12 protein-coding genes and 1 tRNA gene are annotated in these 12,850 nt (G+C 58.2%); 3 read left to right on the top strand and 10 right to left on the bottom strand.

What is annotated here, in order from left to right:
• Positions 1-33: 33 nt before the first annotated feature.
• The 3 genes from LDN12_RS12180 to LDN12_RS12165 form a co-directional block, all read right to left on the bottom strand.
• The gene (locus LDN12_RS12180; protein ID WP_223922931.1) at positions 34-450 is read right to left on the bottom strand and encodes a hypothetical protein; all 417 of its coding nucleotides are present in this window, start codon (positions 448-450) and stop codon (positions 34-36) included.
• Between the two features lie 506 nt (positions 451-956).
• The gene (locus LDN12_RS12175; protein WP_223922930.1) at positions 957-1,472 is read right to left on the bottom strand and encodes a M48 family metallopeptidase; all 516 of its coding nucleotides are present in this window, start codon (positions 1,470-1,472) and stop codon (positions 957-959) included.
• 261 nt (positions 1,473-1,733) lie between these two features.
• Positions 1,734-2,978, bottom strand: a complete 1,245-nt coding sequence (locus LDN12_RS12165; protein WP_223922928.1) for a replication initiation factor domain-containing protein — start codon at positions 2,976-2,978, stop codon at positions 1,734-1,736.
• A 358-nt stretch (positions 2,979-3,336) separates the two neighbouring features.
• Here LDN12_RS12165 and LDN12_RS12160 point away from each other — a divergent pair.
• Positions 3,337-4,484 (top strand): IS3 family transposase gene (locus LDN12_RS12160; RefSeq protein WP_223922927.1). Its coding sequence is split into 2 segments (ribosomal slippage): positions 3,337-3,571 and positions 3,571-4,484, totalling 1,149 coding nucleotides; the frame shifts between segments, so codons are not numbered across the junction.
• Between the two features lie 87 nt (positions 4,485-4,571).
• Here the strand turns inward: LDN12_RS12160 and LDN12_RS12155 are convergent.
• Positions 4,572-4,669 (bottom strand) — tRNA-Sec (locus LDN12_RS12155).
• Between the two features lie 245 nt (positions 4,670-4,914).
• On the opposite strand from LDN12_RS12155, the gene LDN12_RS12150 reads away from it, so the two are divergent.
• Entirely contained in the window at positions 4,915-6,297 is a 1,383-nt protein-coding gene (locus LDN12_RS12150; protein ID WP_223924062.1) for a sigma-54 dependent transcriptional regulator, read from the top strand.
• Complete coding sequence (locus LDN12_RS12145) at positions 6,297-8,270, top strand: cache domain-containing protein (RefSeq protein ID WP_223922926.1); 1,974 nt, start codon at positions 6,297-6,299, stop codon at positions 8,268-8,270. The genes LDN12_RS12150 and LDN12_RS12145 overlap by 1 nt, the downstream gene beginning before the upstream one ends.
• Positions 8,271-8,468: 198 nt before the next feature.
• Here the strand turns inward: LDN12_RS12145 and LDN12_RS12140 are convergent, their stop codons facing one another.
• The 6 genes from LDN12_RS12140 to LDN12_RS12115 form a co-directional block, all read right to left on the bottom strand.
• Positions 8,469-8,918 carry an MOSC domain-containing protein gene (locus LDN12_RS12140; protein ID WP_223922925.1) on the bottom strand — a complete coding sequence of 150 codons (450 nt, stop codon included), beginning with the start codon at positions 8,916-8,918 and terminating at the stop codon, positions 8,469-8,471.
• A 162-nt stretch (positions 8,919-9,080) separates the two neighbouring features.
• Entirely contained in the window at positions 9,081-10,061 is a 981-nt protein-coding gene (gene moaA, locus LDN12_RS12135) for a GTP 3',8-cyclase MoaA (protein WP_223922924.1), read from the bottom strand.
• Entirely contained in the window at positions 10,048-10,560 is a 513-nt protein-coding gene (gene mobB, locus LDN12_RS12130; RefSeq protein WP_223920803.1) for a molybdopterin-guanine dinucleotide biosynthesis protein B, read from the bottom strand. Before mobB ends, moaA begins: the two co-directional genes overlap by 14 nt.
• 29 nt (positions 10,561-10,589) lie before the next feature.
• Positions 10,590-11,324 (bottom strand): energy-coupling factor ABC transporter ATP-binding protein, encoded by a 735-nt coding sequence (locus LDN12_RS12125; protein WP_223922923.1) that lies wholly within the window; start codon positions 11,322-11,324, stop codon positions 10,590-10,592.
• Between the two features lie 3 nt (positions 11,325-11,327).
• Positions 11,328-12,014: an ABC transporter permease gene (locus LDN12_RS12120; protein WP_223922922.1), complete on the bottom strand. Its 687-nt coding sequence runs from the start codon at positions 12,012-12,014 to the stop codon at positions 11,328-11,330.
• Entirely contained in the window at positions 12,015-12,833 is an 819-nt protein-coding gene (locus LDN12_RS12115) for a substrate-binding domain-containing protein (RefSeq protein WP_223922921.1), read from the bottom strand.
• Positions 12,834-12,850 lie beyond the last annotated feature (17 nt).

Raw genomic sequence — 12,850 nt, 5'->3', positions numbered from 1 at the left:
CGCCATCGAGAGCCGGTATGGCCCCGACGCCCGTCAAACGCTATAGATGATTTCGTTGAGGAATTTTATCAGTTCATGTGTGCGGTCAGTTATGAGCTTTTTCGAATCGCCGGGCGCAAGGGTTGTATATTCGCCCGGCGGTCTGTTCGTTTTTGAAAACTTGTCGAAGCGATAGGTAACCCACAGGTCGTTGAAGGGTTTTCTTAATCCGACCGGTAAGTAGGGGATGAGAGCGAAAACGGCATTGTCCACATCGGTGTTCCCGATCAGTTTGTCCGGTTGATAATCATTCCCGTCCAGGTGCTTCAGGTTGTTTTTCAACAGCTTCAGGAGGATCAAGGCCCTTTTGTACATATCTATTTTTCGATGGGAAATAACCGAAAAGCAATACGCCGAGATTGCCCCGCCGATCAGGCAACCTGCCAATCCCGCAATCAGTATTGGATTCATGCAGTATGTCATAAAAACCCTCGCGACCTTATCCCGTCGGTTTCGCAAGCACAGCCAGCGTGGAAAACAGCCCAACTGGCAATCTGGGCTCTGATAATGGTATGCGGGTCATGTATCGACATGGCGGCAAGAAGCGCGAGAACGATGTCGTTCACCGGGGAAAGGCCGGCTTTCGGTCTTTCCAGCAAGCATAAAGAGTCCCAAGGGCACATGTCGTAGTGGTGGGCGGCCTCGGAGACAGTTCTTTTCGGTGCCGGAAAACGCCGCGCCATGGACGGATCTTACGCAGCAACGGGCGTCACGGTTTCCCGGCGCTTGAAGAAATTGGCGGAGCACATGGGAATACAAAAATCAAAGTAACGCTTCGTAATTTAAAATAAAAACTAAATAAGATTTTTGTACTTACCCGGAAAGTTACCCAAACAATTCCGCCCTTTCAACGTCGTGGGGGCGTAACGACAAAGCGAAGCGGAGACCGCTTGCCGCTGCCCTGTTATACGTTGATTTTAGTTGTCACGAAACTCGTCCTTCATTTTCATGAAATTGCCGAGCAGTTTTTCAAATGGTTTGTTCTCTTCGTCTTGAGCGAAGAAGTCGGCCAGAGCCTGCTGAGTAAGCTCTTTTAGCTTCTCCTTGCTTTCCGAATTGCAGCAAAGCAGGTAACTATCCATGCCATTTTTCAACTCCACAGCATATGCTTTAACTGCCTCTACATAGACTTTGACTGATTCCTCGTGCTTTTTTTTATCTAAGTAAATCTCAGCTTCATCAAAACGGCCAATTAAACGCCATCTATCGGCACGTTTTGCCATTTTTAGACACTTCAGAGCTTCGTTGTTTCGGCCTATCGCCATCAATGATCTAGCCTTGAGAACTAATGCCTCGACGTAATTCGGGTATTTCTGGAGAAAAGCATCAATTTCAGGGAGCAACTTTCTAAAGTCTCCAGATTCGTCCCAGAATTTGTCGTATAATTTCTGCATCTCTTTTGAGGTGTTTGGGACATCAGTTATTCGTTTCATTTTCATCGCCTTTAACTCGTATGATAAATGATTATGTTTCTGACTGGTTAATAAGCTGACGAATATCAAGGACATTCCAGCAGGTCGTCCGCTCTCCCAGCTTTATTGGCTTTGGGTAGCGACCCGACTTCACGCCAGCCCACCACGTCGATTTGCTCACGGGTATGATAGGCGGTATCCCTTTTTTCTTGTTCCCAAGAATTTGCGACAGCCTCACAAGGCCTGTTTCAGGGAGCGGGTTGCAGTTATTTTTTGTTTGCATTATAGACCGCCCCCTTCCTGATCGCAACTGATTCGGCCCAAACGAATTGAACGTTTTTGCACTTCGCTCTTAAAGTCCTTATGTCGCCAGTGTCCTTCCAGATTGTCGCCAAGCACCTTGACCGCCTCAGTACAGTCGTCAATATTGAGCCGGGCCGCAACGGACGCGAGGCACCCGGCAACGTGGGAAACATACCATTCCACCGGGGCGAGCATGTCACTTTGACCAGAACGCCGCACACCACCTGCCGAATCGTAGGCATTACCGGCTTTCTGGACATGTTCCCACCAGGGAAGGACAGACCTTCTTGCCGTCCTGTCGTTGTCCGGGAGGCGTAAGGAAATCCATTCCTCTGTCAGATATGCCCACACCCCGCCGATTTTCTGCCAGAGGTCTTCCAGGCTGTTGATACCGAATTGCCGGAGGAATGGCCGCCGCATCTGGAATTCTACCCGCCAGACTTTGGCTATGTCGTCAGTGTTCCAAATTTCCGCGAACCAGAATTTTGTGCCCTTGGCGTGAATCTCCTTGTCCTTGTCATAGATACGCAGACGGACAGGAGCGGAGGGGGAACCGACATAATAGGTTTCAAGAACATCATGGCGAAGGTGGAAGGTTGTTTCTTTGGCCCTCGATACCCGGTGAGCTTCAAGAAAGGGCAGAGTAAGCCCGTCGGGTATGCGGTAATCGGCGCACATATCAACACGGCTTGGCTGTATGCGTTCTATCGTGCCGCCGAAATGATACAGGTCGATTTCCAGGGTTTCCAGGACATAGGGGAGACCGTACTTCCATAATGCTTCCGAATTGACGGAGAGATACCCATTCGGGGAACCTTCGGCCTTTTCGGTGATGGATAGATAAAGATGATATTCGGGGAATTGAAGATGATAACGGTAATTTGGCGGCTTACCGGCGGCAAGATGGATGAACTGCCGTTCATGGGGATTGTGATCCAAGACGCCGTTTGCCCTCATGGCATCCTGTTTCTTTTCATCCAGCTTTGAAATGAAGTCACTGAATTTGTAGTTCCACAGGATATAAAGACCCAGATCAAGGGAGTCAATCCCGCAGACAAGAAACTCGAAACTGTCTGATAGTGGATTTTGCGCATGGCGTGTTACAGATAACGCCATGCTTGAGGAAGGTTCCGCCGTCCCGCCAGGGATGCCGGCCGAGCCGGCAAACCCTGGCGAGCCGGCGGGTTGAATGGGCGCGTGATCTCCAGATACAAAAATAGCCATGAACAATCCTTTCTGCGCGTGTGCGCATTTGAGTGATTGCCCCTGGCTGTGCTGTTCCGTTTGGTATGCTTGCTACAGGGCGAGGTTATATAATATGTGTTTTTTAAATACTATTTCTTGCCGAAAAGCATTTTTTGCAACGGCTCGGCGATCTTATTGAGATATGCGCCAAAACGCTTTGTCGCAGGTTGTAAGAGATAGAATTCCTGCTCTCCATTAGGGCCTACCACTTCCAGAGGTATGGGGAGATCGGCGGACTTAATTACAAGATGTTTCGGTTCTGGCATCGTTAATACCTGAATCGCCCCTAGAATCGTAGACACTCCTGAGTTATAAAAGATGGCTTCAGGAGGTCACCATGAGCGACAAGCGTTACACCGACGAATTCAAGCAAGAAGCAATCAAACAAATCACCGAGCGCGGCCATTCAGTAGCTGATGTTGCCAGTCGACTTGGTGTAACCGCATTCAGCCTTTATGCCTGGCTCAAGAAGTATGGCCACGGCCCCCAGCAAGCCGCCTACGTTGAAGATCAGCAGACCGAGATCAGACGCCTCAAAGCTGAGCTTAAACGCGTCACGGAAGAGCGAGATATCTTAAAAAAGGCAACGGCATACTTCGCAAGAGAGTCCAAGTGAAGTATGCCTTTATCCGGGCGCACCAGGATGAGTTTGCCATCCGTAACCTTTGCCACATGCTGAGGATTCATCGCAGTGGCTACTACGCTTGGCTCAACCAGCCCAAGTCAGCACGGCAGAAGGATGACGAGCGTTTGTTGGGACTCATCAAGCAGTTCTGGTTGGAAAGCGGCTGCGTCTATGGCTACCGCAAGATCCACAAGGACCTGCGCGAAATTGGCGAGACCTGTGGCAGGAACCGTGTTGCCCGCCTGATGAAGCAGGAAGGGCTCAAGGCCCAGATCGGCTACCGGAAACCGCGCTACAAAGGCGGCAGCGTCGCCATCCTGGCCGAGAATCACCTTCAGCAGGATTTTGATGTTCAGCAGCCCAACCAAGCCTGGGTCACGGACATTACCTACATTCGCACCTATGAGGGGTGGTTGTTCCTGGCTATTGTGATCGACCTGTTCTCACGACAGGTTGTCGGATGGTCGATGCAGCCGAAGATGCACGTCGATCTTGTTCTCAATGCCTTGTTGATGGCTGTCTGGCGGCGCAAGCCCAAGAACCAGGTAATAATCCATTCAGATCAAGGTAGCCAGTACACCAGCAGTGACTGGCAGCATTTCTTGAAGTCACACAACATGGTATGCAGCATGAGCCGGAGGGGTAACTGCTACGACAACGCAGTTGCAGAAAGCTTTTTCCAGCTATTGAAAAGGGAACGAATCAAGCGGAAGACATACAAAGATCGGGAAGAAGCACGGCAGGATATATTCAACTGCATCGAAATGTTCTACAATCCAATCCGGCGTCATGGCTACAATGACGACCTGTCACCGGTTGAGTTTGAAAGACAGCATTTATTGAAAGCAGGAAGTGTCTAGATTACTGGTGGCGATTCAAACAGACAATAAAAAACCCACTATTTCCAGTGGGTTTAAATACTGCATCGGACTGTGCCGGATAGTCTGTGGCGGAAGCACATGGGAATCGAACCCACCGGGGAGATTTCTCATCCCCCCCACCGGTTTTGAAGACCGGGCGGCCCACCAGCGACCGACGTGCTTCCGAAAAGGCCAAGATGAGCTGTCTGCATACTGCCCACAGGATTGAGGAAGGGCTCATTTATACACTCAGCCGGGGCCACTTTGCAAGCGCTTCAACGACGCCGTCCGGGCGGTGAAATAATTTCAGCCACCCCCGATTCTAGTGGTTGTCCATTTTCTTCATCCAGTGTACTATAAGCCCATGATATTAAAAATAGATAATGATGTTGCCGAGGCGGGAGGCGGTGGGATGGAGCGGGGGCCGGGAATGTACCAGGCGCGGGTCATCATCTGCGACGACGAAGTCGAAATATTGCGCTATCTGAACAAGATCCTGACCGCTCAGGGGCTTGAGGTGGAGATTTTCACCTCGGGCGAGGCCCTCATGCGTGTCCTGGAACACCGGGCGCTGGAGGAAAGCGACCTGCTGCTCCTGGATGTGAAGATGCCCGACGTGGGCGGCCTGGAAATCCTCCAGCGGGTGAAGGAACTCAAGCTTGATATCCCGGTGGTCATGATGACCGCTTTTGCCTCCATCAATTCGGCCATCGAGGCCATGAAACTGGGGGCCTACGACTATGTCACCAAGCCGTTTCCCAAGGAGAAGATCCTCGGGATACTGGACAAGGTGCTGGAACGCAAGGAGTTGCTCAAGGAAAACTCGGCCCTGAAGGACGAGTTGGGCAAGTCCCCGCAGTCGGGCCATCTGGTCTATAACAGCGACGCGTTCCGCCAGGTCTACGAGATGGCCGTGCAGGTGGCCCAGAGCGACGCCAACGTGGTGATCCTGGGGGAGTCGGGGACCGGCAAGGAGTTGATCGCCGGCCTGATCCACAGCATGAGCCCCCGCCGGGAGCAGCGTTTCCTCTCCATCAACTGCGCGACCCTGTCCGATACGCTGCTTGAGAGCCAGCTCTTCGGCCATGTGCGAGGCGCCTTCACCGGCGCGGTGGCGCACCAGAAGGGACTTCTGGAGGAAGCCAACAACGGGACCCTGTTCCTGGACGAGGTGGGAGACATGAGTCCGGCCATTCAGGCCAAGCTGCTGCGGGTTTTGCAGGAGGGGGATTACATCCCCGTGGGGGAGACCAAGGCCAGGTCGGTGGACATCCGGTTCCTGGCGGCCACCAACAAGGATCTGGAGGAGGAGGTGCGCCAGAAGCGTTTCCGGGAGGACCTGTTTTTCCGCCTGAACGTCATCGCCATCAATCTTCCGCCCCTGCGTGAGCGGGTCGAGGATATCGAACCGTTGGCCCGGTACTTCCTGGGCCGGATCTCCCAGCGCATGAAGAAGGAATTTGTCAACTTCACCCCCGAGGCCCTGCATATCATGCGCTCCTACGCCTGGCCGGGCAACATCAGGGAGTTGGAGAACGCCGTGGAGCGGGCCGCCATCCTGGCGCGCGGCACGGTGATCACCGCCGAGAACCTGCCGGTCTGGAAGAGCGCCCCGCCCGACGGATCGAGGGCCGTGGAGCGGCTATGCCCCCTGGAGGTCGTGGAGCGCGAGCATATCCTCCAGGTTTTTCACAAGACCGGCAACAACAAGAGCAGGACCGCCAAGATTCTCGACATCGCCCGCCGGACCCTGGACCGGAAACTGGAGGAGTACGGCGTGCAGACCGCTCCGACGGATACGGTCGATCCCTGATGCCGCGGCGTTTTCCCATCCGGGCCAAACTGACGGTGGGGGCACTGGCTCCGTTGTTCGTCGCCTTCTTCATCTGCTCCCTCACCGGACTCTACATCATCGACGCCAAGATCACCAGCCAGGCTCAGGAAAAGGTCAGGACCGACCTGAACTCGGCCCGTGAAGCGTACCACGGCGAACTGCGCCGCATCGGCGAACTGCTGGAATTGACCGCCGACAATCCCTTTGCCGCCATGTCCATCCGTTCCGGCGACCGCCGGGCCATCTCCTCCCTGCTCACCCCCCTGCTGCGCAAGAAGCATCTGGATATCCTGACCGCCGTGGACAAGGACGGCAGGGTCCTGTTCCGGGCCCATGATCCGGCCCGGTTCGGCGACGTGCCGACCGGGGTCTACTTTATCGACCAGGCCCTGAAGGGGAATACCATTACCGGTACCACGATTCTTTCCCCCGAACAACTGGCCGCCGAAAGCGAGGGACTGACGGACCGGGCGCGTATCGACGTGGTGACCACGCCCCACTCCCGGCCGCCCCGGAGTCTCGTGGAGCGGTCGGGCATGATCATGGTCTCTGCGGCGCCGGTGCTGGACGGCGCGGGCCGGGTCATCGGCGCGTTGTACGGCGCGGAGTTGCTCAACAACAATAACGACCTTGTGGACAAGATCAAGCAGACCGTCTACGAGGGGGTGAAGTTCAGGGGGCAGGACGTGGGCACCGCCACCCTGTTCCTGGGCGATACCCGCATCGCCACCAACGTGTTGGCGTCGAACGGCAGAAGGGCCATCGGTACGCAGCTCTCCGAGGAGGTCTACAACAGGGTCATCCTGGAGAACCGGAAGTGGGTCGGGCGGGCGTTTGTGGTGAACGACTGGTACCTGACCGCCTACGAGCCGATCGTGGGGCTGCGCGGCGAGGTGGTCGGTTCCCTGTACGTGGGAATGTTGGAAAAGCAGTACAGTGCCTTGAAGAACAACGTCAATTCCATCCTGGTCGCGGTCCTGTTCGTCAGTTCCCTGGTCGGGCTGGCCGTTTCCGGCATTATCGGCACCCATCTGGCCAATCCCATCAAGGAATTGGAACAGCTTACCCGCCGGGTGACCCTGGGCGAGCGAGACCTGCGCATAGAACTCCGCTCGGCCGACGAACTGGGGGATCTGGCCGGTGAGTTCAACCAGATGACCCGCGCCCTGGCCCAGCGCGAATCCGAGATCACCATATTGAACCGGAGCCTGGAGCAGAAGGTGCAGAAGCGGACGGCGGAGCTGGAAGAAAAGAACGCGCTCCTCCTGGATGCCCAGGCGGATCTGGCCAAGGCGGAGAAACTGGCCGACCTGGGCATCATCGCCGCCGGCGTGGCCCACGAGATCAACAACCCCCTGGCCGTTATCCGCGGCAACATCGAGGTCATGGAGATGTGCCTGCCTCCCGAGCACGCCAACCGGGAGGAGGTGGGGATCATCAGCCAGCAGGTGGACAGGATTGCCAAGATCGTGGGCAATCTGCTGGCATTCGCCCGGCAGAAGGCACACCACCGGGGCGAGGTGCCCATCCACGGCCTTCTGGACGGCATCATCGGCCAGATCGGCCACCAGATCCCCATGGACGCCGTCACCGTGGTCAGGAAGTATGACCCCAACCTGACCGTGATTCGCGGAGACGGGGACCAGCTCCGGCAGGTCTTCACCAACCTCATCCTCAACGCCGTGCAGGCCATGGACAACCATGGCACCCTGACCCTGACCACCAGGGGGTTGGCCCCTCTGGAAGGCTGCGAGATCAGCATCTCCGACACCGGCAGGGGGATCAAACCTGAAAATCTCAAAAAGATCTTCACCCCGTTCTTTACCACCAGGGCAGCGGGCAGCGGCCTGGGGCTCTCCATCTCCTACGGCATCATCAAGGATCACGGCGGGGATATCAAGGTATCAAGCGTGGAGGGTGAGGGGACGACTTTCAGGGTGACGATTCCCTAGGGTGGGGGAAGGTGAGATTGGTTTATGGGGTTTATAGGATTTATGGGACTAATAGGACTTATAGGACATATGGGACATATGGGACATATAGGACTTCATAGGGTTATGACTCTCATAAGTCCTATTTGTCCCATGAGTCCCATGACCTATAAGTCCCATGACCTATAAGTCCCATTTGTCCCATTTGTCCCATAAGTCCTATAAAGTGATATCAGCCACCCCGACCACCTCCACCCCATCCCCCGGTCGAATGACCCCGCCGGTAATGACCCTGGCGAAGATGCCTTCCTTGGGCATGACGCAGTCGCCGGCCTGGTAGTAGATGGCGCAGCGCGTGTGGCATTCCTTGCCGATCTGGGTTACCTCCAGCAGGGTCTCCCCCACCTGAAGGCGGCTCCCCACGGGCAGCGATACCAGTTCGATACCGCTGGTGGTGATGTTCTCGGCAAAATCCCCCGCATGCACGTCCAGCCCCAGGGCCTGCATCTTGGCGATGCTCTCCTGGGCCAGCAGGCTCACCTGGCGATGCCAGTCGCCGGCATGGGCGTCCCCCACGATACCGTGGTTTTCCCGCAATTCCACCCGGCTGACCGGCGTCTTGCGCTCTCCTTTTTTCTCGCTGATGCAGACGGCGTCCACCTGTGCCATCTTAGCCTCCCGTGCGGTTAGTTCGTACTCGTCATTCCGGCTCTTTTGACCGCTGCCGTCGTTGCGGCTCCTAAATGTAGGTCCTGCTACACCTGCGTCGCCGCGCCTGGGCACCGGCCAAAATAGCTCGGAATTACTTCCCGCGACTAACCGCACGGGAGGCTATCCCCCGATCTGTGCCATCGTAAAGTTCTTGTGCCCGTACCCGTCGCAAGTGATGTGGTGCCCCTCCGGTTTCGCCGTGACGATCGCCTTCAGGACCTGGGCCAGTTGTACGGGGTCCGGCGGCCGGAGATAGGGCTTCAGGTCGGCCGTGTCGTCGGAGAACAGGCATCCCTTGGCCTGGCCGGTGGAAGTTACCCGGATGCGGTTGCATTCCTCGCAGAAGTGGCCCGACACGGCGGTAATGATGCCGAGGGTCCCCTGAGCCCCCTGAATGCGGAAGTCCCGCGAGGGGCCGGCATAGGCGCCCTTGCATACGTGCTCCAGCGGGTAGCGCGCCGCGATGCGCCGGAGGATTTCCTCGCCGGGAATGGAGTAGCGTTGCCACCCCTCATCTTTGATCACCGGCATGTATTCGATGAAACGCACCGAATTGCCGCGGTTCCGGGTCAGTTCGGCAAAGTCGAGGATCTCTCCGTCGTTGACCCCGGCCATGACGACCATGTTGATCTTGGGGGGCGGGAAACCGGCCCGCTCGGCCGCATCCAGTCCCCGCAGCACCGCATCCAGATCGCCGCCCCGGGTGATGGCGCCGAAGGTCTCCCGATTGAGGGAGTCGAGGCTGACGTTCAGGCGTTGCACCCCCGCCGCGTGCAGGTCGGCGGCCATTCGCTCCAGCAGGAGGCCGTTGGTGGTGAGGGCCAGGTGGCGGAGGCCGTCGATCCTGGAGAGGCGGAAGAGGAAGTCCACGATGCCGGCCCGAACCAGCGGCTCGCCGCCGGTGATGCGGATCTTCTCGATCCCCAGGCCCACGGCGGCCTCGGCGATCAACAGCAACTCCTCGTAGCGCAGGACCGCGTCGTGCCCCTGGTCGGCAACACCCTCTGCGGGCATGCAGTAGGAACAGCGCATGTTGCAGCGGTCGGTCACCGACAGGCGCAGGTAGTTTATGGTTCTCCCCAGGGAGTCAGTCAGTTGCACGGATGATCCGCTCCTCCACGAAATCCGCCACCTGTGCAGGGTTGTTCAGGTCCAGCACCGGCACGTCCAGGTTCAAAGGTTCATCGCTGGCCACCGCCAAAAGGCTCGGGTCGTGTTCCTCGCCCCGGCAGAGCAGGGTATCGCTTCGCTCCCGGCGATGGACCTCGATCTTGGGGAGGCCGCTTTTCTTGAACCCCTCGGTCAGGACCAGGTCCACGTCGCCGAAATAGGTGGCGATCAACTCCTCGATGGGTGGGGAGGCGTCGTGTTTCTTGATGACGGCCAGTTTTTCCGGCGAGGAGATCAGCATGGTGTCGGCGCCGGCCTGGGTCAGGCGGTGGCTGTCCTTGCCCGGATGATCGATATCGAAGCGGTGGGCGTCGTGTTTGATGACCCCCAGCCGGTAGCCCCGGCCCTTGAGTTCGGTAATAACCTTCTCCAGCAGGGTCGTCTTGCCGGTGCCCGATTTTGCGACGAATGAAACGGAACGGGTGGTCATGGATTCCTCCGGGATGATGGTGGGTGTGGTCACAAGGTGACTGCAGACGCGGCGATCCGGCGTGCCGGGGCACAGTCGGCTTCGGGTACGGGCCCTTCGGCAGCCCCGTCCGCCTGCACGACACGGCCGGAGACCAGATGGATGGTCGTGCCGCCGAGCCGCGCCGCGTGATTCGGTTCGTGTGTAGTCATGATAACGCATATCCCCTGTTGCGGCAAGGAGGTGATCAACTCTTCCAGCAGCCGGGCGGTTTCATGGTCCACGTTGGCCAGGGGTTCGTCCAGGAGCAGCACCCGTGGCCTGAGGGCCAGGGCCCGCGCCATGGCCACCCGGCGGATCTCCCCCCCGGAAAGTTTGAGGGCGTTGCGCCGGTCGAAGCCGGTCAGGCCCGTCTGGGCCAGCGCCTCGGCGATCCGCTGCCGCTGCTCCGTGGCGCCCATGCCGCGTACTCCCAGGCCGTAGGCCACATTCTCCTGAACGCTGCCGGCGAAGAGGTAGGGGAGTTGGTGCATCAAGGTGGCCTGGCGGCGCAATCTGAACAGGGCCGGACTGCCCCAGGGGACCGGGACGTTGTCGAACACGACCTCTCCCGCGGTGGGAGGGGTCAAAAACGCCAGGAGGCCCAGGAGGGTGCTCTTGCCCGCTCCGTTGGCCCCGGTCAGGATATGGAGGCGGCTGTCGTCGATGGTCAGGCGGTGCACGTCGAGGACGGTCCGGTCCCCGAAGGCCATCTTGAGTTCATTGATATGGTAAATGCTGTTCACGGACTACCTTTGCTGGAGCGTGTTGAGAAACAGGTTGATCGCCAGGGCCACGGTCATGAGGATCATGCCCAGGGCCAGGCCGAAGGCGAACTCGCCCTTGCTGGTCTCCAGGGCGATGGCCGTGGTCATGGTGCGGGTATAGCCGCGGATGTTGCCGCCGAGCATCATGGCCACCCCTACTTCGGCGATGATCCGCCCGAATCCGGCGATCAGGGCGGCGATGATGCCGAAGCGGACCTGGCGCATGAGTTGCAGCACTCCCTGGAGCGGACTGGCGCCCAGGGTCAGGGCGGTGGGCAGAATACGCGGATCGGCCCCCTGGACGACGCCGACGGTATAGTTGGCCACGATGGGTACCGCCAAAAGCGTCTGGCCGATGACCATGGCCGTGGGCGTGAACAGAAGACCCATGCCGCCCAAGGGGCCTTGGCGGCTCAGGATGCCGTAGAGCAGCAGGCCCACCACGACGGTCGGCATGGCCATCAGCGTGTTCAGCAGGGTGACGACCGCCCGTTTCAGGGGGAAATCATGCAATCCCACCGCGACCCCTGCCGGAACCCCGATCATGGCGGCCAGTATGATGGCGCAGCAGGAGACCGCCAGCGAGGTCGTCACCGTGGCGAAGACCTCCGGGTCGAGGGTGGCGATCAGCGCCGCCGAGGTGCGCAGGGATTCGGCGATAAAGCCCACTTAGCGCCCCTTGTGGCCGTACAGGAAGAACACCGGTTCCCCGTGGGCCCTGAAGGAGGCGATGATCCCCTGTCCCTCGGGGCCGGTGATGTACTCGATGAACTTCATGGCCAGGTCGAACTTGACATGGGGGAAACGCTTGGGATTGACGGCGATGACGCCGTAGGGGTTGAACAGTCCCTTCTCCCCTTCAAAGACGACCTTGAGGTCGGTCTTGCCGGAGCGGTAGGCGTTGTAGGTGGCGCGGTCGGCCAGGGTGTAGGCCTGCCGCTCGGTAGCCATGGTGATGACCTCGCCCATGCCCTGCCCCGATTCCACATACCACGAGCCGGCCGGTTTCATGGCGGCCGCCTTCCACAGCGCCTTCTCCTTCTGGTGGGTGCCGGATTCGTCGCCGCGGGAGATGAAGGGGGCGCGGGCGGCGGCGATGAGTTTGAATGCCGCGGTCGCGGTCTTGGCGCTTTTGACCTTGGCCGGGTCGTTGGCCGGACCGATGATGATGAAGTCGTTGTACATCACATCGCGGCGGTTGACCCCGAAACCGGCGGCCACGAACGCATCCTCAAGGGCGCGGGCATGCACCAGGACCACGTCCACATCGCCGGTTTCCCCCAGTTTCAGGGCTTTGCCGGTGCCGACGGAGATGACATCCACGGTGCAGTTGTATTTTTTCTCGAACGGCGGGAGCAGGACCTTGAGCAGCCCGGAGTTCTCCGTGGAGGTGGTGGTGGACATGCGCAGGCGTTCGCCGGCCACGGCGGCGGTGCACAGGCCCGCGATCAGGGCCAGAGTCAGGGTGAGCTTCACAAACAGCTTCATGGTATTCCTCCTGGAAT

The organism is Geobacter sp. AOG2 (assembly GCF_019972295.1).
Classification (GTDB): domain Bacteria; phylum Desulfobacterota; class Desulfuromonadia; order Geobacterales; family Pseudopelobacteraceae; genus Oryzomonas.
The sequence above is the reverse complement of the archived record's forward strand: the minus strand, read 5'-3'. Positions and strand labels throughout refer to the sequence as shown.

Bases quoted from the DNA above. Each gene is read 5' to 3' on its own strand.
- LDN12_RS12180 (WP_223922931.1), bottom strand. From the start codon at position 450: ATGAATCCAATACTGATTGCGGGATTGGCAGGTTGCCTGATCGGCGGG.
- LDN12_RS12175 (WP_223922930.1), bottom strand. From the start codon at position 1,472: ATGAAACGAATAACTGATGTCCCAAACACCTCAAAAGAGATGCAGAAA.
- LDN12_RS12165 (WP_223922928.1), bottom strand. From the start codon at position 2,978: ATGGCTATTTTTGTATCTGGAGATCACGCGCCCATTCAACCCGCCGGC.
- LDN12_RS12150 (WP_223924062.1), top strand. From the start codon at position 4,915: ATGTACCAGGCGCGGGTCATCATCTGCGACGACGAAGTCGAAATATTG.
- LDN12_RS12145 (WP_223922926.1), top strand. From the start codon at position 6,297: ATGCCGCGGCGTTTTCCCATCCGGGCCAAACTGACGGTGGGGGCACTG.
- LDN12_RS12140 (WP_223922925.1), bottom strand. From the start codon at position 8,918: ATGGCACAGGTGGACGCCGTCTGCATCAGCGAGAAAAAAGGAGAGCGC.
- mobB (WP_223920803.1), bottom strand. From the start codon at position 10,560: ATGACCACCCGTTCCGTTTCATTCGTCGCAAAATCGGGCACCGGCAAG.
- LDN12_RS12115 (WP_223922921.1), bottom strand. From the start codon at position 12,833: ATGAAGCTGTTTGTGAAGCTCACCCTGACTCTGGCCCTGATCGCGGGC.